The sequence below is a fragment of the Nonomuraea candida genome, assembly GCF_000725485.1.
Taxonomy (GTDB): Bacteria; Actinomycetota; Actinomycetes; order Streptosporangiales; family Streptosporangiaceae; genus Nonomuraea; species Nonomuraea candida.
Window position 1 is genome coordinate 18,780 of sequence record NZ_JOAG01000030.1, and the last position, 24,469, is coordinate 43,248.

At 71.7% G+C, this 24,469-nt stretch carries 17 protein-coding genes and 1 pseudogene; 6 read left to right on the plus strand and 12 right to left on the minus strand.

The window, feature by feature from the left end:
* Positions 1-36: 36 nt before the first annotated feature.
* Together IO39_RS27655 and IO39_RS51020 are read left to right on the plus strand one after the other, a co-directional pair.
* Positions 37-5,850 carry a ThuA domain-containing protein gene (locus tag IO39_RS27655; RefSeq protein WP_063765351.1) on the plus strand — a complete coding sequence of 1,938 codons (5,814 nt, stop codon included), beginning with the start codon at positions 37-39 and terminating at the stop codon, positions 5,848-5,850.
* A 230-nt stretch (positions 5,851-6,080) separates the two neighbouring features.
* Complete coding sequence (locus IO39_RS51020; protein ID WP_052423437.1) at positions 6,081-6,716, plus strand: hypothetical protein; 636 nt, start codon at positions 6,081-6,083, stop codon at positions 6,714-6,716.
* Positions 6,717-6,973: 257 nt separating this feature from the next.
* On the opposite strand, the gene IO39_RS27665 is transcribed toward IO39_RS51020, so the two are convergent.
* From IO39_RS27665 to IO39_RS27675, 3 genes are read right to left on the minus strand one after another with little or no spacing between them, the layout of a single operon-like run.
* Positions 6,974-7,360: a cyclophilin-like fold protein gene (locus tag IO39_RS27665; protein ID WP_211267192.1), complete on the minus strand. Its 387-nt coding sequence runs from the start codon at positions 7,358-7,360 to the stop codon at positions 6,974-6,976.
* 30 nt (positions 7,361-7,390) lie between these two features.
* Positions 7,391-8,158 (minus strand): SDR family NAD(P)-dependent oxidoreductase, encoded by a 768-nt coding sequence (locus tag IO39_RS27670; protein ID WP_043628904.1) that lies wholly within the window; start codon positions 8,156-8,158, stop codon positions 7,391-7,393.
* Complete coding sequence (locus IO39_RS27675) at positions 8,155-8,601, minus strand: (R)-mandelonitrile lyase (RefSeq protein WP_052423438.1); 447 nt, start codon at positions 8,599-8,601, stop codon at positions 8,155-8,157. The genes IO39_RS27670 and IO39_RS27675 overlap by 4 nt, the downstream gene beginning before the upstream one ends.
* 909 nt (positions 8,602-9,510) lie before the next feature.
* Between IO39_RS27675 and IO39_RS51895 the strand changes: the two genes are divergently transcribed.
* Complete coding sequence (locus IO39_RS51895) at positions 9,511-10,695, plus strand: family 43 glycosylhydrolase (RefSeq protein WP_245642283.1); 1,185 nt, start codon at positions 9,511-9,513, stop codon at positions 10,693-10,695.
* 21 nt (positions 10,696-10,716) lie between these two features.
* Here IO39_RS51895 and IO39_RS54850 read toward each other — a convergent pair whose 3' ends face one another.
* The 5 genes and pseudogenes from IO39_RS54850 to IO39_RS27705 form a co-directional block, all read right to left on the minus strand.
* Positions 10,717-11,133, minus strand: coding sequence for a hypothetical protein (locus IO39_RS54850; RefSeq protein ID WP_043628906.1), 417 nt, complete (start codon positions 11,131-11,133; stop codon positions 10,717-10,719).
* Positions 11,108-11,296: pseudogene (locus IO39_RS59905) on the minus strand (hypothetical protein); the annotation flags it as partial. The pseudogene IO39_RS59905 and the gene IO39_RS54850, both read right to left, overlap by 26 nt.
* Positions 11,297-11,343: 47 nt before the next feature.
* The gene (locus tag IO39_RS27695; protein ID WP_043628907.1) at positions 11,344-12,711 is read right to left on the minus strand and encodes an ABC transporter substrate-binding protein; all 1,368 of its coding nucleotides are present in this window, start codon (positions 12,709-12,711) and stop codon (positions 11,344-11,346) included.
* Between the two features lie 81 nt (positions 12,712-12,792).
* Positions 12,793-13,719, minus strand: a complete 927-nt coding sequence (locus IO39_RS27700) for a carbohydrate ABC transporter permease (RefSeq protein ID WP_043628908.1) — start codon at positions 13,717-13,719, stop codon at positions 12,793-12,795.
* The gene (locus tag IO39_RS27705) at positions 13,719-14,648 is read right to left on the minus strand and encodes a carbohydrate ABC transporter permease (protein ID WP_043628909.1); all 930 of its coding nucleotides are present in this window, start codon (positions 14,646-14,648) and stop codon (positions 13,719-13,721) included. Before IO39_RS27705 ends, IO39_RS27700 begins: the two co-directional genes overlap by 1 nt.
* 380 nt (positions 14,649-15,028) lie before the next feature.
* Here IO39_RS27705 and IO39_RS27710 point away from each other — a divergent pair, with 380 nt between their 5' ends.
* Complete coding sequence (locus IO39_RS27710; RefSeq protein ID WP_084773606.1) at positions 15,029-16,153, plus strand: LacI family DNA-binding transcriptional regulator; 1,125 nt, start codon at positions 15,029-15,031, stop codon at positions 16,151-16,153.
* A gap of 255 nt (positions 16,154-16,408) precedes the next feature.
* Positions 16,409-17,503: a LacI family DNA-binding transcriptional regulator gene (locus IO39_RS27715; protein WP_245642284.1), complete on the plus strand. Its 1,095-nt coding sequence runs from the start codon at positions 16,409-16,411 to the stop codon at positions 17,501-17,503.
* 25 nt (positions 17,504-17,528) lie between these two features.
* Here IO39_RS27715 and IO39_RS27720 read toward each other — a convergent pair whose 3' ends face one another.
* Both IO39_RS27720 and IO39_RS27725 read right to left on the minus strand, forming a co-directional pair.
* Complete coding sequence (locus tag IO39_RS27720) at positions 17,529-19,562, minus strand: beta-galactosidase (RefSeq protein WP_043628910.1); 2,034 nt, start codon at positions 19,560-19,562, stop codon at positions 17,529-17,531.
* Positions 19,563-19,905: 343 nt separating this feature from the next.
* A complete protein-coding gene (locus IO39_RS27725; RefSeq protein ID WP_043628912.1) occupies positions 19,906-20,754 on the minus strand; it encodes a LysR family transcriptional regulator in 849 nt (282 codons plus the stop codon).
* A gap of 108 nt (positions 20,755-20,862) precedes the next feature.
* On the opposite strand from IO39_RS27725, the gene IO39_RS27730 reads away from it, so the two are divergent.
* Positions 20,863-21,645 (plus strand): NADPH-dependent F420 reductase, encoded by a 783-nt coding sequence (locus tag IO39_RS27730; protein WP_052423441.1) that lies wholly within the window; start codon positions 20,863-20,865, stop codon positions 21,643-21,645.
* Positions 21,646-21,691: 46 nt separating this feature from the next.
* Here the strand turns inward: IO39_RS27730 and IO39_RS27735 are convergent, their stop codons facing one another.
* Together IO39_RS27735 and IO39_RS27740 are read right to left on the minus strand one after the other, a co-directional pair.
* The gene (locus IO39_RS27735) at positions 21,692-22,717 is read right to left on the minus strand and encodes a LacI family DNA-binding transcriptional regulator (protein ID WP_043628914.1); all 1,026 of its coding nucleotides are present in this window, start codon (positions 22,715-22,717) and stop codon (positions 21,692-21,694) included.
* Between the two features lie 78 nt (positions 22,718-22,795).
* Positions 22,796-24,460 carry an amylo-alpha-1,6-glucosidase gene (locus IO39_RS27740; protein ID WP_043628916.1) on the minus strand — a complete coding sequence of 555 codons (1,665 nt, stop codon included), beginning with the start codon at positions 24,458-24,460 and terminating at the stop codon, positions 22,796-22,798.
* Positions 24,461-24,469 lie beyond the last annotated feature (9 nt).

Consider the following 24,469-nt stretch of genomic DNA (forward strand, 5'->3'; position numbering starts at 1 on the left):
CTTGCCTGACGTCCCCCCGGTCAGGAAAGGGTTTCCATGTCACCACGTCTTCGCACGTGGGCCAGGCTGCTCCACGCGGCCCTGCCACAGAACGGGCGTCGCCCGCGACGCCGGATCGCCGCGGCGACGGCCCTCGCCCTCGTCGCCCCCGTCCTCACCCTCTTACCCGCCTCACCCGCGCCGGCGAGCGCCACCCGCCTCGCCGCACCGGCCGCGGCCGAAACCGCCGCCGCCCCCGCCTTCAAGGTGCTCGTCTTCTCCAAGACCACCGGATTCCGGCACGACGCGATCCCCGAGGGCATCGCCGCCGTGCGCAAGCTCGGCCAGGACAACAACTTCGCGGTCGACGCGACCGAGGACAGCGCCCAGTTCACCGACGAGAACCTGGCGCAGTACCAGGCCGTGATCTTCATGTCCACGACCGGCGACCCGCTGGGCACGCAGGCGCAGAAGGACGCCTTCCAGCGCTACATCCAGGGCGGCGGCGGCTTCGTGGGCGTCCACGCCGCCGCCGACGGCGGGTACGGCTGGCCCTGGTACGGCAAGCTGGTCGGGGCGTACTTCAAGCAGCACCCGGCGATCCAGCAGGCCACGGTCAAGGTCGAGGACCCGGCGCACCCGTCCACGAAGGACCTGCCGACGAGCTGGACCCGTACCGACGAGTGGTACGACTACCAGGCCAATCCCCGTGAGTCGGTGCACGTGCTGGCCTCGCTGGAGGAGAGGTCCTACACCGGCGGCACGATGGGCGCCGATCACCCGATCACGTGGTGCCAGGACTTCGACGGCGGCCGTTCGTGGTACACCGGGCTCGGTCACCTGAAGGAGAACTACAGCGAGCCGAACTTCCTCAAGCTCCTGCTGGGAGGCATCCAGACCGCCGCGGGCGCGGTCAAGGCCGACTGCTCGGCCTCGCAGAGCTCCAGCTTCGAGAAGGTCACGCTCGATGACAGCACCTCGAACCCGATGGTGGTGGACATCGCCGGGGACGGCCGGGTCTTCTACATCGACCGGCTCGGCGAAGTCAAGATCATCAAGCCGGCCGGCGGCACGGTGACGGCGGCGAAGCTGAACGTCTTCACCGCCAACGAGAGCGGCCTGCTCGGGCTGGCGCTCGACCCCGGCTTCGCCTCCAACCACTGGGTGTACCTCTACTACTCCCCCGCCGGCACGAACGTCGACCGGCTGAGCAGGTTCACCGTCACCGGCGACACCCTGGACCTGACGACCGAGAAGAAGCTCCTCGACGTCCCGGTCCAGCGGGCCGAGTGCTGCCACCACGGCGGCGGCATGGTGATGGACCCCAGGACCGGCGACCTGTGGCTGGCCACGGGCGACAACACCAACCCGTTCGCCTCCGACGGCTACACGCCGATCGACGAGCAGTCCGGCCGCGCCGCGTGGGACGCCCAGCGCACCTCGGCCAACACCAACAGCCTGAGCGGCAAGCTGCTGCGGATCCACCCCGAGGCCGACGGCACCTACACCGTCCCGGCCGGCAACCTGTTCCCGCCGGGCACCGCGAAGACCCGGCCCGAGATCTACGGCATGGGCCTGCGCAACCCGTTCCGGATCGGCCTCGACCCGAAGACGGGCGGCGTCATGGTCGGCGAGTACGGCCCCGACGCCGGCGGGGCGAGCGCCACGCGGGGCCCGCAGAACACGGTCGAGTGGAACCTCGTCACCAAGCCGGGCAACTACGGCTGGCCGTACTGCATCGGCGACAACAGCCCGTACGTCGACTACGACTTCGCCACCAAGCAGTCGCGCTCGGCGTTCAGCTGCGCGGCGCCGGTCAACGACTCGCCCAACAACGACGGCCTGACCGGCCTGCCGCCGGCGATCTCGGCGACGATCTGGTACCACTACGGGGCCGACCCGCGGAACTTCCCCGAGCTGAGCGGCGGCGCGCCGATGGGCGGACCGGTCTACCGCCACGACGCGGACCTGCGGTCGGACGTGAAGTGGCCGGCCTACTGGGACGGCAAGGCCATCTTCGGCGAGTGGAACAACGACAGCCTGTGGTCCTTCCAGCTCGACGAGAGCGGCGGCAAGGTCGTCGAGATGAACCGCATCCTCGGCTCCCTGACGTTCAAGAAGCCGATGGACCTGAAGTTCGGCCCCGACGGGGCGCTCTACCTGATCGAGTGGGGCTCCGGCTTCGGCGGCGACAACGCCGACTCCGGCGTCTACCGCATCGACTACATCAAGGGCGATCGCCCGCCGATCGCCCGTGCCACGGCGGACAGGACCGACGGGCCCCTGCCGCTGGCCGTCACCTTCTCCAGCGAGGGCAGCCGGGACCCGGACGGCAAGGCGATCACCTACGCCTGGGACCTCGACGGCGACGGTGACACCGACTCCACCGAACCCCACCCCACCTTCACCTACGACAAGGCGGGCGACTACGGCGTCGTCCTGACCGTGACGAACTCCGACGGCAGGACCGGCACGGCCGGCGTGCCGATCACCGCGGGCAACACCCGTCCCACCGTCACCGTGGACGTCCCCCCGAACGGCGCCTTCTTCGACTTCGGCGACCAGGTGAGGTTCAAGGTCACCGTCACCGACCCCGAGGACGGCACGATCGACTGCGACAAGGTGCGGATCCAGGCGATCCTCGGCCACGACAGCCACGGCCACCCGCTCGACCAGCTCGAAGGCTGCGAGGGCCTCCTGCAGACCCAGCAGGCGGGCCACGGCGAGTACGACAATCTCTTCTACGTCGTCGAGGCCACGTACACCGACGAGGGCGCCGGCGCCGCCAAGCCGCTGACCGGGCGCGGCCAGATCATCCTGGAGCCCAAGCGCAAGCAGGCCGAGCACTTCACGCAGACCGGCCGGGTGGCCGGCGGCAAGGGCACCGACGCCGAGGGGGTGCAGACGGAGACCACGACCGACCCGCAGGGCGGCAACCTCAACATCGGGTTCATCCAGGACGGCGACTGGTGGTCGTTCGACCCGGCGAACCTGTCGAACGTCACCGCCATCCGGTTCCGGGCCTCCTCGGCCGGCGCCGGCGGGACCGTACAGGTGCGGGCGGGCCACCCCGAGACCGGCACGCTGGTCGGCTCGGCCGACGTGACGCCCACCGGCGGCTGGCAGACGTTCACCGACGTCACCCTCGACCTGACCGGCCCGCCCACCGGGAGCGGACCGCTGTACTTCGTCGTGCGCAAGCCGGCGGGCGCGGCCGACAACGCCTACCTGGCCAACTTCAACTGGGTCGACTTCGTCGGCAAGGGCGCCACCGACAACCAGCGTCCGGCCGTGACCGCGACGGCGACCCCGGCGACGGGCGTCGCCCCGCTGACGGTCGGCTTCACCGCGACGGCCACCGACCCCGAAGGCGGCCCGATCACCTACAAGTGGAACCTCGGGGTGAGCGGCGCGCCGCAGCCCACCACCGCCGAGGCGAGCCACACCTACACCGCGCCGGGCACCTACACGGCCGTGGTGACCGCCACCGACGACAAGGGCGCCTCGGCTACCGCGCAGGTCCCGGTCAAGGTCGAGCCGGCGACCACGGTCTGCCTCACCGGCCGTTCCGACGACTTCACCGGGAGCCGGCTCGACCGTGACCGCTGGTCGGTCATCCGGGAGAACCAGGACCTCAAGGTCGCCGGCGGCAGCCTCGTGATCCCGACGTCGAGCACCGACATCTACGGCGCCGGCGGCGACACGCCGAACATCGTGGTGCAGCCGGCGCCGCAGGGAGCCTGGACCGCCACCGCCAAGGTCACGCTCAGGGCCCTCGACGCCTACGAGCAGGCCGGCCTGGTCCTGTACGGCGACGACGACAACTACGCGAAGATCGTGCTGGAGGCGCGCGGCGCCGACGACCACGCCAACCGCATCTTCCAGTTCATCCGGGAGGAGAGCGGAAACCCGAACGAGGTGGCGGCGAGCAACACGGCCGCCCTTGGGGACGCCTATCCGGACACGGTGTACGTGCGGTTCGCCAGCGACGGCACGAACCTGAACGCCTTCTACTCGGCGGACGGCGCCGCCTTCACGGCGATGCCGGAGACGAAGAAGCTGGCCGGCATCGCCAACCCGAGGATCGGCCTGCTCGCGCTGTCCGGCACCGGCGGCCACCCGGTGGTGGACGCCTCCTTCGACTGGTTCCAGATCACGCCGGACGACACGGCCACCACGCCGGCGCCGGACGACGAGTTCGACGGCGGCACGCTGGACTCCTGCCGCTGGAACGCGATCGTCCGCCCCGACGCCACCGGGCTGCGGGTGAGCGGCGGCAGCCTGCTGATCGACACCTCGAAGGGAGACATCTACGGGCCCGACAACACCGGGCCGAAGAACCTCGTCCTGCAGAACGCGCCCAGCGGCGACTGGACGCTGGAGACCAAGCTCGACGGCTCGGCGTTCGACCAGGCCTACCACCAGGGCGGCCTGCTGGTCTACGCCGGTGACGACGACTACGTGAAGCTCGACCTGGTCGCCGACAACGCCCCCGGCTCGGCGGTGCAGACCAGGATCGAGCTGCGCAGCGAGCTCGGCGGCACCGTACTGGACCCGCAGCCGCAGACCGGCACGCAGGGCTCCGGCGTGTGGTGGCTGCGGCTGACGAAGGAGGCCGACACCTTCCGCGCCCACTACTCCGCGAACGGCACCGACTGGACCGAGCTCGGCGGGCCCGCCGGGGTGAGGAACGGCGCCGTGGCGAGCGGGGCGAAGATCGGCGTGTACGCCTTCGGCGGCAACGGCCAGACCGCCCCGGTGACCGCGAAGTTCGACTACGTGCACCTCGCCCGGGGCGGCGGCGACGACACGACGGCCCCGGCCACGACGGCGGCGACCGACCCGGCGGCTCCGGAGAGCGGCTGGTTCACCGGCCCGGTCTCGGTCACGCTGTCGGCCGCCGACGAGGCGGACGGCAGCGGCGTCGACAGGACCGAATACCGGCTCGACGGCGGCGACTGGACCGCCTACACCGCGCCGGTGGTCGTCTCCGGCGACGGCTCGCACACGCTGGCCTACCGCTCGGCGGACAAGGCGGGCAACGTCGAGGACGCCCGGACCCTCACCGTCCGGCAGGACGCGACGGCGCCGATGACCGCGGCGCAGTTCCCGTCGCCGGACGACGGCGGATGGCACGGCGCCGCGGTGCCGGTGACGCTCACGGCGACGGACACCACCTCCGGCGTGGCGAGGACCGAGTACTCCGTGGACGGCGGCGACTGGACGCCGTACTCGGGCGCGGTCACCGTCTCCGGCGAGGGCGGGCACGAGCTGCGCTACCGCTCGACCGACAAGGCCGGCAACGCCGAGGACGTCAAGGCTTCCGCGTTCCGGATCGACAGCGGCGCGCCCACCGTGGTGATCTCCGGCGTCGCCGCCGGTGAGAAGTACGGCGACAGCCAGGACCTGCGGATCGCCTGGCAGGTCGCCGGCTCCGGGTCCGGCGTGAAGTCGGTGACCGGCACGCTCGACGGCGAGCCGTTCGCGCCGGGGACGCTCCAGCCGCTGTACGGGCTGGCCCTGGGCACGCACACGCTCACGGTCACCGCGGTCAGCAACGCGGGCAACCGGACCGAGCAGTCCGTGACGTTCTCCGTCACCACCTCGACGCGGGACCTCGCCGGCCTGATCGACCGCTTCGCCAGGGACGGCAAGCTGACGGACAAGGACGCGCACCGGCTGCGGACCAGGCTCGCCGCCGTGCGCGACGCCGAGAACAAGGAGAAGAAGCCCGAAAAGATCATCAAGGCGCTCCGGACGTTCAAGGACGCCGTCACCCGGCAGCCCCTCTCCGACGACCAGGTCCGGGCCGTTCTCCTCAGGGACGCCGACGCCGTGATCACCCAGTACGGCGGCACGCCCGCGACCTGACGACCGGTCAGGCCGGCGCCCGGACCGGCACCGGCGGCTCCGGCACGCCGCCCGCACACGGTGAGTGCCCTCGCCCCGCGAGGGCACTCACTCCCTCCGCTCCCCCGGCCGGCCGGCCTCCCCCGGCCGGCCGGGGCCGCCCTCCCGCACGCCGTGAACGCCGGCGCGGGGCACCACCACGTGCCCGCGCCGGCATCGCCCGACGACGCACCCGAAGGGAACCACCCCTCGTGAACAACGCGCTGAGATCCGCCATGACCGTCCTGCCGGCCGGGCTGACCCTGCTGGCCGGGCTGACCCTGCTGCCGGCCGCGCCGGCGACGGCCGCCCATCGCGGGCCGATCGAACTGGAGGTGATCGGGGACGGCGCCCACAACGTCAACGTGCTGGTCACCTGGAAGAGGGACGGGCACCCCGTCACCGACGCCGTCGTGGCGAAGCTGGCCGCGACCTCCGCCGATGGCCGCACCTTCGGCCCCGTCCCGCTCAGGTCCTCCTCGGAGGGGCAGAACCTCTACACCTCCCCGGTGCCGCTGCCGAACGGCACCTGGCGGGTGACGGTGACCGCGACCAAGCCCGCCAAGGCGCGGGCGACGGCGAAGGTGCGGGCGAAGGACATCGTCACCGCCGCACCCGCCACCGCACCCGCCACCGCACCCGCCACTGCGGCGGCGACCACGGCGGCGACCACGGCGGCGACCACGGCGGCGACCCGGCCCCGGGCGGCGGACGCCACGCCCGCGGCCGGCGACGCGGGCGCGGGCAGCACCCCGTTCAAGATCGGAATCATCGCCGTCGCGGTGATGGGCGCGCTCGCGGCCTGGCTCGTCCTCGCCCGTCGCAGCCGGCTGTACGCCCGGCGCTGAAGGACACGCCGCCCGGGCCGCCGCGCGCGACCCGGGCGACGTCAGATCCCGCACCGAACCGGCCAGGGCCGGACCGACGGCCTGGACGGGCCGCACGCCGGAACTCGATCCGGCTCCCGTCAGTCGATGACGTCGACGGTGACGTTCGCGCCTTCGAGTCGCGTGAGCTGTTCGAGCGGCGCGTCGTAGGCGCCGATGTGGATCGTCTGGCCGGAGTGACCGATGCCGGCGGTGTTGTAGAAGAAGCCGAGGTTGCCTCAGGGGGCGTAGTAGATCAGGTCGCCGTCCTCGGGGTCGGAGCCGGGGGAACCCTCGTGCTTCAGCCGCCGGGGCAGGTAGCTGATCTTCTCCCTTCCGGAGAACTCCTCGACGGTGAGGGTGAGGGGCAGCAGGGACAGGAAGTCGCGGACGGCGGGGTTGTCCTGATCGATCGTCACCTCGACCGAGGTCGCCGGTGAGGAGAACCGCACCACCGTCCCCACGATCTCCTTCCCCCGGCTCGTGCCGGGGCCGGGAGTCGGGGCCGGCGGCGTCGCGGGCCGCTCAGCCGCCGAGGGGACGGCGGCGGGTGCGGGCGTGCCGCATGCCGTCAGGACGAGCAACGCCGACACAGCGGCGGCGGTCATGGTGTCCGTCAATCGCATGTCTTCGGGGTCCTCGGGGGCGTCGGGGTGTCAGCGGGCGACGTATCCGCCGTCGACGGGCAGGGCGACACCGACCACGAAGCCGGCTCCCGGGCTGGACAGCCACAGCACGGCCTGGGCGATCTCGTCGGCGCGGCCGAGCCGGTTGATGGGCTGGTCGGCCTCCGCCTGGGCGCGGTCGAGCTCGCCCTTGGCGATCATGCCGGTGACCATGGGGGTGTCGATGGTTCCGGGGCAGACGGCGTTGATGCGGATGCCACGCGGCGCGTACTCGAGGGCGGCGCTCTTGGTGAGGCCGATGACGCCGTGCTTGGTGGCGTGGTAGGAGGCGCGGCCGGGGATGCCGACCAGGCCGCCCAGGGAGGAGCAGTTGACGATCGCTCCGCCGGCCTGAGCGCGCATGTGCCGCAGCTCGTGCTTCATGCACGCCCACACGCCGCGCAGGTTGACGGCGTTGACGCGGTCGAAGACTTCGACCGGCTCGTCGGCGGCGTCACAGGGCGGGACCTGGATGCCGGCGTTGTTGAAGGCCATGTCGAGACGGCCGAAGGCGGCGACGGTGCGGTCGACGGCGGCGGCGACCTGGTCCTCGTCGCTGACGTCGCAGGTGAGGGCCAGGACCTGGTGGCCCGCGCCGGTGAGCTGCTGTGCCGCGGCGTCCAGGGACTCCGCGTCGGCGTCGGTCAGGGCGACGGCGGCCCCGGACTCGGCGAAGGCGCGGGCGGTGGCCAGCCCCATGCCGGAGCCGGCTCCGGTGACGAAGGCGACCTGGCCGGTGAAGTCGTAGGCGGGGTTCATGTCGTGTCCTGTCGTGGTGGTACGGGTTCTCGTCCGGCCCGGCCCCGCCGGGTGCTGGAGCGCTCGGCTCCGTACTCGGCGTCGCTGACGTGTTCGAGCCAGGTGGTCTCATCGCCCTCCCACAGCGCCAGATGCGTCATGAAGTGGCCGGGGGCGGCGCCGTGCCAGTGCTCCTCGCCCGGCGGGGTGTGCACGATGTCGCCCGGGTGGGCCTCGACGAGCCGCCCGCCGCGGGACTGGATCAGCGCGACGCCCGCCACGATGAACAGGGTCTGGCCCAGACCGTGGGAGTGCCAGGCGGTACGGGCGCCCGGCGCGAAGCGGACCAGGTTGGCCCGCGCCCGCGAGGGCTCCTCCCCCCGGTAGATGACGTCCCACCAGGCGTCGCCGGTGAACATCTCGGCCGGGGCCTTGCTCGTCTCCGGTTGCGTGATCAGCTCCATCGGCTCAGCTCCCCTCGTCCGGCCGCACCTGCCCGAACAGCACCTCATCGGCCAGCCGCACCAGCTTCGGCGCGTACTCCCCGGACATCACCTGCGCGCCGGACGGCTTCTCGCTCGGCATCCGCATCCCCTCCTTCAAAGCTCCTGTTACCGAGAACGGGCCCGGTGGTCTCCGTTCCCGCAGAAGATGGCCCTTTCCAGGACGTTGCTTTGCCCTGGGCGACCGGCCGGCGGCTTCCGGACCCGGTGCCGCCGCCGGGCGGGACGGCGTACGCGAGCGACGCCGGTCCGTCGCAGCCCGGCCGGAAGCGGCACATGCCATCGCTTCGTCTGACACCACCCAGCAAACCGGGTCCATCGCCCGCGCGGGAGGTCGCGTTCATCGGGGGACAACCTCCACCCCCTTATGCCTCCGGCCGCCGCTTACCCTGGACACCGTCTTCCGCGACACTCCGGCCGGCCGGGCCACGTCCACGCCGCGGAGCGTCGAGAAGGCTCCACCCCGTCGCGCCTGCGCTGTCATGGTCTCTCCGGAGGGCCGGCCGCCGAACTTCTGACCGCGATGACATGTGCGCGATCAGAAGACCCCGGTAAGGCTCACCGAGGCCACGGCGCCCCGCGATCGGCATGGTCAAGGCAGTGTTTCCGGGACCTTGACAGCCGCCACGTTTACGTAAACACTCCCTCACAACCCCCACTTTTGACTACGCAGTCACAACATCGCCTCCACTCCTTCCCCGCACCGCCGTCAAGGGAGGCCGGCATGAGGGCCGGCGACATCCGCGAAATGTTAGCGCTATCAGCCTCGACGTCCCCTCGATCTTCGTCCGAAACGAGAGGTCTTCCATGGACGCCTTCACACCCCCCTCCAGCCGGCGGCGGCTCCGCCCTCGGGTCACCACCGCGCTCGTGTCATTCGTCGCGATCCTGCTCGCGTTCTGCCACCCGATCGTGGCCGCGACCCCGGCCAACGCGGCCGACATCGACACCAGCGCCGCCTACCTCCTGGTCAACCGGAACAGCGGCAAGGTCCTGGAGGTCTTCAACCGGGGCACCGCCGACGGCGCCATCGACCAGTGGGCACGCCACGACAACGCCTGGCAACAGTGGCAGTTCGTCGACTCCGGCGGCGGCTACTACCGGCTGCGCTCCGTGCACAGCGGAAAGGTCCTCGACATCGCCACCGCCTCCACCGCCGACGGCGCCGACGTCGTGCTGTGGACCGACCGCAACGCCACCAACCAGCAGTTCCGCGTCAGCGACAGCGAGGGTGGCCACATCCGCCTGATCAACCGGAACAGCGGCAAGGCCCTGGACGTGTGGGAGCGCTCCATCGCCGACGGCGCCCGCGTCTCCCAGTACACCGACCTGGGCAGCGCGAACCAGCAGTGGCAGCTCGTCAAGGTCCGCAGCCGGCCCGCCTACCCTCGTCCCGGTCCGGTCACCGGTGACATCGGCGTGCACGACCCCACGGTGGTCAAGCGTTCCGACGGCACGTATCTGCTGGCGTACACCGGGGACAACATTCCGCTGAAGACCTCCAACGACCGCACCGCCTGGCGCAACGTGGGCCCGGCGTTCCCCGGCGGAGTGCCGTGGGCCCACCCGTACACGAACAACAGCAACCAGATCTGGGCCCCCGACCTCACCTACGTCAACGGCCGGTACTACATGTACTACTCGGCCTCCAGCAACGGCTCCTCGCGCTCGGCGATCTTCCTGGCCACCAGCACCACCGGGGCCGCGGGATCGTGGAGACATGAAGGCCTGATCTACGAGTCGCGCGCCGGGGACAACTTCAACGCCATCGACCCGACCCTGACCATCGACACCCAGGGCCGCTGGTGGCTGACGGGCCGCTCCACCTCGGTCAACGGCCCCTTCACCGACCGCGACGGGGTGGCGATGATGTCCGGCGGCGGCACCGAGATCCTCGCCGGCCGCGGCGGCATCCACGGCCCCGGCCACCAGGAGTACCTGGACGACAGCGACGGATCGATCCTCTTCTACCACTACTACGCCGACAACGGCGCGCCTCTGCTCGGCATCAACAGACTCGGCTGGGACCAGGACGGCTGGCCGTACGTGTACTGACCTGGAGGACTTACCTGCCGATCAGCCGATCGGATCGCGGGAGGTGGTGCGGCCCGCCCGGCCCCGCGGGGCCGGGCGGGACGGCTCATGCCGGGCCCAGCCGGATGATCGCCAGGCCACGGGCGGCAGCTCGGCGCGTGCCCGGTCGCCGGTGACCTTGGCGGAGTCATTGGCCCGCGGCACGACGGAGGTGTCGTCGCCGGCCGAGGCGGCCCACGTGTGGTCGGGGTCGGCCAGGGTGAGGGCTTCGACGACGCGCAGGCTGGGGAAGCCGCGCAGGCCGACGTCGAGCACGACGCTCTCGGTCACGGACCGGTTGGTCGCGAGCAGCACGACCTCGCCCGTGGCGGGGTGGTGGGTCGCGACGGCGTCCAGGGTCGCGACGGCGCCGAACTCGGGGGCCGCGATTCGGCGCGCCGCTGATGCCGGACGTTCCACCGAGGTTGACCGCCATCATCGGCTCGACGCCGGTCTTGGCGCACCAGCGCATGAAGCGGAAGCCGTCGTCGTCGGCGCTGGGGTGGCCCGGGTCGTGGATGCCGGTGTACACGCACCGGCCCAGATGCTCCGCGAACGGGCGGGTCTCCCCGGCAGTGCGCACTGCCGGGGAGACCCGCCCGGTGCCGCGCCGATCCCGGAGGAAAGGCGTCACTTGTTGACGGTGAAGCCCTGCTGGTTGCCGTAGGTGACGAGCTGGGCCTGCCAGGCCTGCAGGCCGGCGTTCAGGTCGCCGCGCTTGATGTAGGACTGCCCGGCCGTGTCGGCGAAGGCGCTGTTGGCGTAGACCTGGAACGGCAGGTACCGCCATCCGGAGGTGACGTGCTGCGACGCCTTGACCATCACCTCGTTGATCTTCTGCCCGCCGAAGTACTCGGGAGTCTCGCCGAGGAACTCGGCGGAGTTGAGCTGCTTGACCGTGGACGGGAAGCCGCCGCCCTCCATGAAGACGCCGATGCTCTCGTCGGAGCTGTTGAGCCAGCGCAGGAACGCCGCGGCGAGCGCGGGGTTCTTCGACTGCTTGAGCACGGCCTGCGAGCTACCACCGTTCTCGGAGGTGTCCGGCGAGCCGTCGTAGGACGGCACGGGCGCGATCCGCCACTTGCCCTTGCCCTGCTCCACGGAGGATTCGAGGATGCCGGGGATCCAGGCGCCGGTGATGAGCGTGGCGATGTCGCCGTTGTTGAGTGCCTTGTACCAGTCGTCGCTCCAGGACGGGATGTCGGACAGCAGGCCGGGCTGGAGCAGCCGGTTCCACATGCCGGCCCACTTCTTGGTGCCCTCGTCCTGGAGGTCGATCCGCACGTTCGTGCCGTCGACCTGGTACGGGCGGCCGCCGGCCTGCCAGATCAGGGGGTTGATGAACCCCGGGTCGCCGGCGTCGTTGGTGATGTACGCCTTCGGGTCGGCCTCGTGGATCTTCTTCGCGGCGGCGATGTACTCCTCCCAGGTGGCCGGGACGTCGATGCCGTTCTCGTCGAAGACCTCCTTGTTGTAGGCCATGATCATGGGGCCGGAGTCCTGCGGCAGGCCGTAGAGGCCGTCGCCGACGTTCACCGCCTCCCAGGTGGAGGGCGTGTACAGGTCCTTGAGGCCGCCGAGGCCGTACTGCTTCAGGTCGAGCAGTGCGTCGGAGATGGCGAACTGCTGAAGCGCGTAGTACTCCACCTGCGCGACGTCGGGCGCCCCGGCGCCCGCCTTGACGGCGTTCTGCAGCTTGGTGTAGTGGTCGCCCCCGGTGCCGGCGTTGACCACCTTGACCCTGACCTTGGGGTGCTGCTTCATGAAGGCGTCGGCCTGGGCCTGCCCCGTCGGCGTCCAGGTCCAGTAGGTCAGCTCGCCGCCCTTCTGCAGGGCGGCGTCGAGGTCCGCCGCCGACCCGGTGGCGCCTGCGCCTGTGCCCCCGCCCCCGCCCGGGGCGCTGCTCCCGCCGCAGGCGGTCAGTGTCGCGGCGCTCAGCACCGCGGCGGCCAGGGCGGCGATCGCTTTCGTCAGGATGGTGCTCGTGCTTCTCTTCACGGTGACTCCTTCACGTCGTCGTGCTGCTGTGGATGCCGGTGAACGGATGGTGGTGGGCGGCGGAGGGGCTGGTTCCGCGGGTCACTGCTTGACGCTCCCGGCGCCGAGGCCGGACTGCCAGAAGCGCTGCATGAACAGGAAGATCGCCACGATCGGCACGATCGTGAGGAGAGACCCGGTGATCACGAGGTTGAAGATCGGCTCGGCCCCCACGCCCTGGGCCTGCGCGTTCCACTGGTTGAGGCCGATCGTCAGGGGGTACCACTGCGGGTCGCTGAGCATGATCAGCGGCAGGAAGTAGTTGTTCCAGGTCGCCACGATGGCGAACAGGGCCACGGTGACGATGCCGGGCGTGAGCAGCCGGATCGAGATGCTGAAGAACGTGCGCAGCTCGCCGGCGCCGTCGAGCCGGGCCGCCTCGAGCACCTCGGTCGGCACGGACTCGACCGTGTAGGCCCAGATCAGGTAGAGCCCGAACGGGCTGACCAGCGACGGGATGATGATCGCCCAGGGCGTGTTGGTCAGGCCGAGCTGGCTGAACAGCAGGAACGTCGGCACGGCCAGCGCGGTCCCGGGGACGGCGATCGCCCCGAGAACGACGGCGAAGTACGCTCCCCTGCCCGGAAACCGGTACTTCGCCAGCCCGTAGCCGCCGAGCGTCGCCAGCAGGGTCGCCCCGCCGGCTCCGGCCAGCACGTACAGCAGGGTGTTGCCGAGCCAGCGCAGGAAGATGCCGTCGTCGTAGGCCAGCGTCGCGGCGATGTTGTCGCCCAGGGCGAACGACGAGCCGAAGGACAGGCCGAACGTCGAGAGCAGGTCCGGCTGCGTCTTGGTCGCGTTGATCAGCAGCCAGGCGATCGGGAGGAGCGCGTACACGAGGAAGGTCGCCGTGACGATCGTCAGCGCGAGCGACTTGCGGGGCGCGAGGAGCGGGTTGCGGCGTCGCGCGCGGGATCGGGACCCCGCCCGGCGGGCCCGCGGGTTGATGGTGCGGTGTTTGGTGGTCATCAGCGGACTTCCTTCCGGGAGCCGCGCAGCTGCACCACGTAGGCGATCACGGCCGTGATGACGCCCATGACGATCGCGACGGTGGCCGAGTAGTTGTACTGCTGCCCGGCGAACGACAGGCTGTAGGCGTACATGTTCGGGGTGAACGAGCCGGTGATGACGTTGCTGGCCAGGGGTTGCAGCACGCTCGGCTCGTTGAAGAGCTGGAAGCTGCCGATGATCGAGAAGATCGTCGCGACGACGATCGCCCCGCGGATCCCCGGCAGCTTGATCGCCCTGATGACCTGCCACCCGCGGGCCCCGTCGATCTCGGCGGCCTCGTACAGGTCCGTGGGGATCGTCTTCAGCGCGGAGTAGAAGATGACCATGTTGTAGCCGACGAACTGCCAGGTCACGATGTTGCCGATCGAGATGAGCACCCATGAGGGCGCGAAGGGCCGGATCACCTCGGAGCCCAGCCACTCGTTGATGCCGGCCGCCAGGCCGAAGTTGTCGCCGTACATGAAGCCCCACATCAGCACCGCGACGACCGCGGGCACGGCGTAGGGCAGGAAGATCACGATGCGGTAGAAGCCCGTCGCGTACAGGCGGGCGCTGTCGATCGCGAGCGCGGCCAGCAGGGCGAGGCCGAGCATGATCGGCACCTGGACGACCAGGAAGAGCAGGACCCGGCCGAAGCCCTCCCAGAACTGCGGGTCCTGGAGTGCGAAGACGTAGTTGTCCAGCCCGACGAACTGGTTGCCGCCGACCATCTTGTTCTGGAACAGGCTCAGCCACAGCGCGTACGCCAGGGGGGTGATGAACGTGAGGACGAAGACGAGCGCGAACGGCCAGACGAACTTCCAGCCGTTCCAGTCGCGTCTCGGCTTCGTGAGGGTGGTGCGGGGCGGCACCGTCGGGAGCTCCGGTGCTCGGGCGAGGGTGGTCATCGTGCGCCTCCGATCGTGGTCGGGCCCGCGGAGCCGAAGACTCGGCAGCCCCATGCGCCGAGCTCCAGCTCCTTGCCCGCGGGAAGTGTGCCGCCGGTGACGGGCTCGACGTCTGGGGGCGGCGTCGTCGTGGGCTCGCGGCCCCAGGTGAAGACGGACGCCGGGCAGCGCGCCGCCCGCGGGGAAGGAGGGGGAGGGGAAACCATCGTCAGCAGTACTCCGTCGTGCGGTGGGGGCCGGCACCTAAATGTTGCCGACAACATAAGGGGCCTAGCATGATGTTGTCGACAACATCGGCGATCCCCGATCGATGTCGATGTGAGGTTGACTTACAGTGAGCCGCCAGGACCCCCCAGGACCCACCAGGTGAAGGAGCATCGATGAGTCCCGATCCCGTAGCGGACGAGTCCGCCGGGAGTGCGTCGGCGTCCGGCGAGAGCCCGGCGTCCGGGCCGCGCCGGCGGCGCGTGGCGTCGTCGACCCTGAAGCGCGCCTCGGCCCTGGGCTCCGGCAGGCCCGCGACCATCTACGATGTCGCGCGCGCCGCGGGCGTCTCCCATCAGACGGTCACCCGCTACCTCAACGGCTTCGAGGGGATCCGTCCCGAGACTCGTGCCCGCGTCAAAGACGCCTTGCGGGCGCTCGACTACCGCCCGAACCTCAACGCGCGCTCGCTGAACTCCGGCCGGTCGCGCCGGATCGGCGCCCTGATCCAGGAGATCGACCAGTACGGCCCGAGCAAGGTCCTCCAGGGCGCGACGGCGGCCGCCCGCGAGGCCGGCTACGTCCTCGACGTCGTGGCCCAGGACGTCAGCAGGCGCACGTCGATCATGGCCGCGCTCGACCTGCTCAGCGAGCACGACCTCGCGGGCATCCTGGCCCTGTCGTCCACCGACGAGATGACCCGGGCCTTCGAGTCCTCCCGGTTCGGCGTGCCGGTCGTGATCTGCACCGAGCCGGACGACGTCACGAGCGGCCATCCCTCGGAGCTCACCACGCGCGGTTTTCCGGGTCTTGTCAGGCACCTCGCCGACCTGGGGCACCGGCGGTTCCTGCACATCGCCGGCCCGACGGCCTGGTCGTCGGCACGCAACCGGGCGCGCGCGTACGAGGCGGCCGTGGCCCGGCACGGCCTGCGCTCGGTCGCGACGCTGCCCGGGGACTGGACCGCCCGGTCGGGATTCGACGCGGTGATGGGGGTCCCCGGAGAGCTGGGCGCGACCGCCGTCGTCGCCGCCAACGACCAGATGGCGCTGGGGGCCATGCTCGCGCTGACGCGGCGAGGGCTCAGCGTCCCCGGGGACGTGAGCGTCACGGGCGTCGACGACATTCCCGACGCGGCCTTCTTCTCCCCGCCCCTGACCACGTTGCGGGCCGACTTCGCGGCCCAGGGCCGTGCCGCCGTCGCCGCGCTGCTCGCGCAGATCGACGGTGGTGAGTCCGAGGTCGACAGGACGTGGCACTCCGAGCTCGTGGTCCGGGAGTCCACTGGCGAGGCGCCCTGATCGGCCGCGCGCGGCGACGTCGAACATGGGGCCACCCCCTTGTGTGAGCCAGTGAGTATCGGCGATGTTAACGTAAACATCGATGGCCTGCCATGACCGGATGCGGTCGTGACCCAAGCGTGACGAGCGCCGGTGCGCCGCGGGCGATCGGGGTGTGCCTGCTCGGGGATGCCGGGCGGCTAACCTTGATCTCGAAGCGGCGCCCGCGGACGGCCGCGTCCGGATCCCAGGGGAGCGAACAGGTTTGGCGAGGTAGTGAGCAGCACCCAGATGCCCCAGGCGGGCAGTCACGATGCCGCCCGGCCCGGCATGCCGGCCAGGCGGAAGCGCGGCGCGTCGATGGGGGACGTCGCCCGCTTGGCGCAGGTCTCCTCGCAGACGGTCTCACGGGTCTCGAACGGGATCACGAACGTGGCGCCCGAGACGCGTCAGCGCGTCCTCGCGGCCATGGCGGAGCTGGGTTACCGGCCCAACAGCGCGGCCCGCGCGCTGAAGCGGGGCGAGTTCCGCACGCTCGGCGTCATCACGGTCACCCTGTCGACCGTCGGGAACGCCCGAACCCTCGAGGCGATCTCCGACTCGGCGGCCGAGCAGGGATACGCGGTGACCCTGATGCCGGTCGCGGTGCCCACCCGCGACCAGGTGCAGGGCGCGTTCACCCGGCTGGGTGAGCTGACCGTCGACGCCATCGTCCTCATGATGGAGGGGCACCTGCTGGACGTCGACGTCTCGCTGCCGCGCAACGTGCCCGTCGTGGTCGCCGACGCCGACGTGGGCGAGCAGTTCATGATCGTGGGCAGCGCTCACGAGCACGGCGCGCGGGCGGCGGTCGAGCATCTGCTCGGCCTCGGGCACCGCACGGTCTGGCATGTCGCCGGTCCCGACGACGCCTACGCGGCCAAGGCCCGCGAGGCCGGCTGGAGCGCCGCACTGCGTGAGGCGGGGGCCCGGGTGCCGCCGGTGCTGCGCGGCGAGTGGTCGGCGGACATCACCGGCGGCTGGTCGGCGGAGTCCGGCTACCGCGCGGGGCGGCTGCTCGCCGGCGAGCCGCACTGCACGGCGGTGTTCGCCGCCAACGACCAGATGGCGCTGGGCCTCTACCGCGCGCTGCAGGAGCGCGGGCTGCGCGTGCCGCAGGACGTGAGCGTGGTGGGGTTCGACGACATCCCGGAGGCGGCCATGTACCCGCCGCCGCTGACGACCGTGCGGCAGGACTTCGACGAGATCGGGCGGCGTTGCGTCGCCGTGGCGCTGCACCAGATCGCGGCGCAGAGCCCGGAGGCGGGCAGGACGTCCGTGGACACGGTGCTGGTGCCGCGCGCCAGCACCGCGCCACCACGGGATCGCTGATCCCGCGGTGGCGCGGCCCGCCGGATCAGGGGGCCGTCTCCACCACGGCGACGCCGTACGGCTCCAGCGTCGTGGCACCGTCGAAGCTCGCGGAGGCCAGGAGCTCGGTGCCGGACACGTCGACCCGGACCTCCTGGGGAACGGCCGTCGTGTTGATGAGGAACGTGAGCACCCTGCCGTCGCCGGCGACCCGGCGCGACAGCTCGACGCCCTCGGGAAGGTCGGCGGCCCGCACGCCGGTGCCGGACAGGAGAGCGTCCACGGTGAGGCGGACCCCGTCGGCGTCCGGGAACGACGCCGAGTAGAAGACGCCGCCGCCCTCCCCGGAGGGCTTGAACGTGAGCGCCGGCGTCCCGGCGTAGTACTCGCCGGCGTACCGGGCGAGGACCTCCGTCCCGGCGTCCGGGTGTACGACGTCGCACAGGATCGTGGCCGTCGCGCCGCCGCCGCCGTCGCCGTCCTCGCCGAACGCGAGCGGCACGACGGTGGACGGCGGCAGCGCGTCGGTCTCCTCCACCCACACCCCGGCGAGGTCGCGCAGAGGCACGGGCGCCTGCCCGAGGTGGAGGCGGTCGTACTCGTCGACGAGGCCCGACATCGGCGTCAGGAGCAGGCGCCCGCCGCCGGCCACGTACCGGCGCAGGGCGCCGGCCGTCTCGTCGCCCATCATGTAGAGGCACGGGGCGATCACGGCGGCGTACCCGTCGAACGGGCCGGTCGCGGGCACCACGTCCACCGGTATGTTCCTGCGGTGGAGCTCGGTGTACCAGCGCTCCACCTCCCGCACGTAGTCGAGGGAGCGGCTCGGCCCCGCGGAGAGGCCGATCCCCCACCGGGACTGCCAGTCGAAGACGACGGCCACGGCGCCGTGCTCCACCTGGCTGCCCATGATGCGCGGTGAGGTCCGGGCCAGCTCCGCGCCCAGCTCCGCCACCTCGCGGAAGGTCCGGGTCTCCGCGGTGCCGTCGGTGCCGATCACCGCGCCGTGGAACTTCTCGCAGCCCGCACGCGACTGGCGGAGCTGGAAGAACTGGATCGTGTCGGCGCCCCGGGCCACCGCCTGCCACGACTGCTGGCGCATCTGCCCCGGGCGCTTCAACGAGTTGTACGGCTGCCAGTTCTGGCGCGACGGCGTCTGCTCCATCAGCATGAACGGCTTCTGGTGACCCACGGCGCGCATGAGGTCGTGGGCCAGGCAGATCTGGGCGGGGGTGGTGTCGTGCGCCGGGTAGCTGTCCCACGACACGATGTCGAGGTCGTCGCCCCAGTCGAAGTAGTCGTAGTCGGGGAACGTGCCCATCAGGTTGGTCGTGACGGGACGCTCGGCGTCGAAGCGGCGGATCGCCGCCTTCTCCTCACGGAAGGACTCCAGCACCGCGGCGCCGTAGAACCGCCGGTAGTCGAGCGAGAACCCCGGCAGCACGGACTTCTCGCCGAGCGCGTCCCCGAGCTCGCCGGGCGGGAAGATCTCGTCGAACGAATGGTACGTGTGGCTCCAGAACGCCGCGTTCCAGGCATCGTTGACGGCGTCGATCGTGCCGTACCGTGCCCGGAGCCAGTCCCGGAAGCCGGCCGCGCAGTTGTCGCACCAGCAGAAGCCGCCGTACTCGTTCGAGACATGCCACGCGACGATGCCCGGCTCCGCGGAATAGCGCTCCGCCAGCCGCTCGGCCAGCGCCGCCGAGTACCGCCGGTACGTCGGCGAGCTGATGCACGCGTTGTGCCGCCCGCCGTGCCGCATCCGGCGCCCCTGCACGTCGACACGGTTGACGTCCGGATACCGCAAGGACATCCAGGCGGGCAGGGCCGCCGTCGACGTCGCCATGACGATCGACAGGCCGGCCTCGGACACGGTCTTGACGATCCGGTCCAGCCGCGTGAAATCGTATTCGTCCTCGGCGGGCTGCAGCGTGGCCCACGAGAACACGTTCAGCGTCACGGAGTTGATCCGGGCCTGCCGGAAGAGCGCCATGTCCTCGGCCCATACCTCCTCGGGCCACTGCTCGGGGTTGTAGTCGCCGCCGTAGAGCATGCGCTCCGTACGCAGCACCGTTGTCATCTGGTCCCGCTCCCGTCAGTCATCTCAGTCGGTCGTTGCCGGCGACCCGTGATGGCGTCGTCATCGTTCGCCCGGCCCAATGTTGCCGACAACATCGGCCGCCATCATCATGCATAGGTCATCGGCCCGTCAACGTGACCTGCTCCCTCTCCCCCGCCGCCCGGCTCGACCTGAGCTCGGGAGATTTCTCCGCCCAGCCCTCGATGATCACCAGCCGCTACCGCTCACGCCGGGCGGGTCGCAGGCCAGGACTGAACCGTCACTTGCCACATCGCCGATGGGCTCAAGGACGAGCGAACGGAACGAGCGTCATCGACGCGGCCGGATCGACGCGACCGAGCCGTCAATCCGCGAACGCCGCCGCGTACGACGCCACGCAGGTCTCCGGCGTGGCACGTGACGTCACGACGTGGCCGTCGATGGTCAGCGGCGGGTCGAACGGCACGTGCAGCACCCGGCCGGCGCGGGGGCCGGTCAGCTGCTCGGCCGGCATCACCGTCCAGCTCCCGGGGTCGCGGCCGACCTCGTACAGCACGTTGAGCAGGTCCCCGGCGGGCGGCCGTGATGGCGGCGAAGGCAGCAGGGCGAGGGTCGCGTCGTGCATCGGAGGGTCACTGTCGCGGGCGGGGAGCCGCAGGCCGTGCGGGTCGAGGTCGTGCAGGCTGGCCGTGGCCCCGGCGGCGGCCGGGTGGCCGCTGGGCAGCACCGCGTGCAGGGGCTCGGACCAGGCGCGTACCACCGTCAGCTCCGTGGCGGTGACCGCGCCGCGCACCAGCGCCAGGTCCAGCTCACCGTCGCGGACGGCGTCGAGGCGCGCGGTCACCGGCAGGTCGACCAGGATCGGCTCGGCGGGGCGCGCGCTGCCGCGCAGGCGAGCCAGGGCGCGCTCCAGCCGCTGGGTGACGCAGGAGGCCACCCCGATCCGCAGCGCGGCCGCCGGTTCGCCGGCCACCACCCGCACGCGGGCCGCCGCGGCCAGGGTCTCCCGGGCCGCGGCGAGCACCCGTTCGCCGGCCGGGGTGAGCCGCACCTTGCGTGAGGTGCGGTCGAGCAGGCGCACGCCGAGCTCGCGTTCGAGCCGGGTGAGCTGCTGGCTCACCGCCGGCTGCACGATCCGCAGCCGTTGCGCCGCGCGGCCGAAGTGCAGCTCCTCGGCGACGGTCACGAAGTAGTGCAGGGCCCTCAGTTCCATTCCTCCTGATCTATCACATGATGTGATCGCTGCCGGTGGTTTCTGGTCATTGTTCGCGCAGCTCACTTCGGCTGTGATGGGTGACGGCCCGCCCGGCGCGGGCCCGGCATGAGATGTCGCGACACCTGGAAACACCCCGGACGGAGACATGAAGTGAGCACCATCACCCTCGGCATCATCGGCACCGGAATGGTCGGCGCGGGGGTCGCCCGCCGGGCCGTCGACGCCGGCCTCGGCGTCATCCTGAGCAACTCGCGCGGTCCGCGGACGCTGGCCGGGCTCGTCGCCGAGCTGGGCCCGCGCGCCCGCGCGGGCACCGCGGCAGAGGCGGCGCGCGAGGCCGACCTGGTTCTCGCGTCCCTGCCGCTGGCCGCCCTCGATCGGCTGCCCCGCGCGGAACTGGCCGGCAAGACCGTGATCGACCCGATGAACTACGCGCCGAAGCCCGGGTGGCGGCTCCCGGAGCTCGACAGCGACGAGCTGACCTCCAGCGAGCTGGTGCAGCGTCGCCTCGCCGGCGCCCGGGTGGTCAAGGCGCTGCACAACATCGGCCCCAGGCAGGTGCTGGACCTGTTCCGCCCGGCCGGCGCTCCCGACCGCACCGCGCTGCCGCTGTCCGGCGACGACCCGGCCGCCAAGAAGGAGGTGGAGGACCTGCTGGACCTCCTCGGCTTCGACGCGGTGGACCTCGGCTCGCTGGCCGGCAGCTGGCGCAGCGGACCCAACACCCCGCTGTACGCCTTCCCGTACGTGGGACAGCCGCCGGCCGGTCTGACCGTGCACGAACTGGTGGCCTGGGTCCAGTCCGCGCCCGGTGTGCCGGTGTCCGCCGCCCGGGTCAAGGAGCTGGCCGCCGCCACGGTGCGCGGGCCCGCCGGTTTCGAGATGTAGCGGCTGCCAGGCGAGCCCCGGGCAGCACCAGGACGACCTGAGGTGTTCACGAACCGGTTCGCGGGCGTGGGGGCGGAGCGGTGCTGGCGCGCAGGGAGAGGGGCGGGGTGAGCATGACGTGGCGGGCCGGCGTGCCGGGGTGGGTCATCCGCTCGGCGAGCAGGCCGACGGCGCGTTCGGCCAGGTCGGAGATGGGCACGTCGGCCGCGGTGAGCGGGGGGTGGAACTGCTCGGCCCAATGGCGCCCCACGACGCCGATGACGGAGAACTGCCGGGGCACCGTCCGTCCCGAGCGCCGCAGCGCGCGCTCCAGGCCGGGCAGGGCGGCCTCGTTGATCGTGACGATGCCGGTGATCCGCGGATGGGCGGCGAGAAGGTCCCGCGTGCACGCCTCTCCGGCCGTCGCCTCGTCCGGGCAGCACAACGCCCGCACCGTGAGGGAGCGCGCGGCGGCGGCGGCGTTGAAGCCGTCCAGGGCGCGGCGGGCGGGACCGTAGCCGGAGTCCAGGAACGCCTGCGGCCGGTTGACCAGCGCGATCGCCTGGTGCCCGAGGTCGGCCAGGTGGTGCACGCACCTCGCCACGAGCCCTTCGTAGTCCAGGTCGACCCAGCAGCCGGGCGCGGCGCCGGCGGTGTGGCCGATGGCCACGAAGGGCAGGCCGGACCTCTCCAGGCGCGCGGCGCGGGCGTCCTGCACCCGGACCTCCATGAGGATCACGCCGTCGACGCGCCGGCCGCTGACCATGCGCTCGAACGAGCGGTCGTGCTCGCCGCCGCTGGGCGAGAGCACGACGTCCAGCTCGTGGCGGCCGGCGGCGGCCACGACGTCGGCGACGAAGCCGAGCTGGATCGGGCTCAGCCGGCGCCCGGCGGGCGGGATGACCAGGCCGATGGTCCGGGTCCGGCCCTCGGCCAGCGCCCGCGCGCTGGCATTGGGCCGGTAACCCACGTCGTCGATGACCTCCAGGATGCGCCGGCGGGTCACCTCGGACACCGCCCGCTTACCGCTGAGGGCGTAGGAGACGGTGCTTCGTGACACGCCCGCCCGCCTGGCGATCTCCCCGATGTTCACCCAGTCCCCCGCGCCGGTCCGTCGGCGAGCCGCGATCGAAACGATTCGACACCACGGTAGGAGCGCTCCGGAGTCGTGTCAAAGCCGCTGCCTGCGCAGCTCGTGGCCGGCGGCCAGGATGAGGTAGGCGCCGGCCGTCCAGGTGTAGGCGCGGTCGCGCAAGCCCTCGCCGGTGCGCGCGTCGAAGTTCTCCGCGAAGCCGGACCGCTCGCACAGCCGGCGGAAGCGGGCGCTGATCTCGTCGGCCAGGGAGAGGTGGCCGGCCCGGCGCAGGCCGTCCTCGATGAGGACGGTCGACGGCGCCCAGATCGGCCCGCGCCAGTAGCCGTCGTCCTGGTAGTGCTCGGAGGCGGGGTGCTCGGTGGCGGGCCCGAACGCGGTGAGGTGGGACTCGATGCGGGCGGCCAGTGCCGCCCGTACCCGCTCCGGCAGCTCGTCGCCCAGCACGATGGGCATGAGGTCGAGCAGGCTGGAGGTGGACCAGGTGCGTCCCGAGCGTACGGCGCGGGCGACGAACCGGTCGCCCGTCCACAGCTCGGCCAGCAGCGCGTCCCGCATCCGGTCGGCGGCGCCGGACCAGTGCGCGGCCTTCTCCGGATCGGGGGCGAGGCGGGCCAGCTCACGCATCTGGAGCACGAGGAAGGCGGCCAGGTCGGCGGTCTCGACGACGCGCTCGGGGTCGAAGGTGGTGGCGTTGTCCCAGCCGCTGTCGTTGCCGTGCTGGTAGTGCGGCAGCTCGCGTCCGGGGGCGCGGCGGGCCGTCAGCCAGAAGGTGGTCCAGCGTTCCAGCAGCGGGTAGACGTCCGGCCCCGGAGGCAGGCGGCGCGCGGCCCAGCCGTGGATGGGCGGCTTGACGAAGTTGTAGAGGATCTCCGAATGGGTGACGGAGTCGGGCAGCGCGCCGGCGGCGTCCTGGTGGTCGAAGGGCAGCCGGAACTGGTCCCAGGCCAGGTCGGGCAGGCCGCCCGCCAGGGCGATGGCGTTGAAGCAGTGGTCCCAGCTCCACACCTTGTCCATCCAGTGCTTCGACATCAGGACGGCGGGCCGGGTGATGAACCCGGCCGGGCGCACGGTGGCCGACCACAGCACGTACGCGGCCAGCTCGGCAGCGGGCGTCTGGTCGCTGCGCCAGGGCGCGACCGCGTCGGTGAAGGCGTCGAAGTCGGCACGGGCGGCCTTGGCCACCTGCTCGAAGGGGTCCGCGGCGGTGTAGGGGGCGCGGGCGGTCTCGTACTCCTCGATGGCGATCTCCCACTCGCCGCCCAGGACGACGCCGCGTTCGGCGGTGCCGAGCGCCTGCGCGCCGAGCGGCTCGGCCGTCCCGGCGAGCACGGTGATCCGGTAGCGGCGGCCGGTCTGGTAGACGGTGAAGACGAACGCGTCGTCGACGGGGTCCCGGTAGAAGTACGGGCCGCTGAACGGCGTCAGGACCGGATCGGCGGCCAGCACGCGCAGCCCGAGGCCGCGGCCCCGCACGCGTACGGTGTCGGCGCTGTCGTAGGCGAGGCGGATCCGCCCGTCCCCGGCGCTCCAGGTGAGCTGATGCGGGGTGGCCGTGACGGCGGCCTCCGCGGTGGGGACCAGCCGCAGGACGGGGTGCATGCCGGTCTGATGGGAGACCAGATGCACGTCCCGGGCGTAGGTCTTCTCGGCCACCACGGGCGAGAAGCAGAACCAGGATCCGCGGTAGCTGAACGGGATTTCCCGCAGGGAGAACACCGGGCCAGAAACGGCGACGGTCATGGAGCGAGG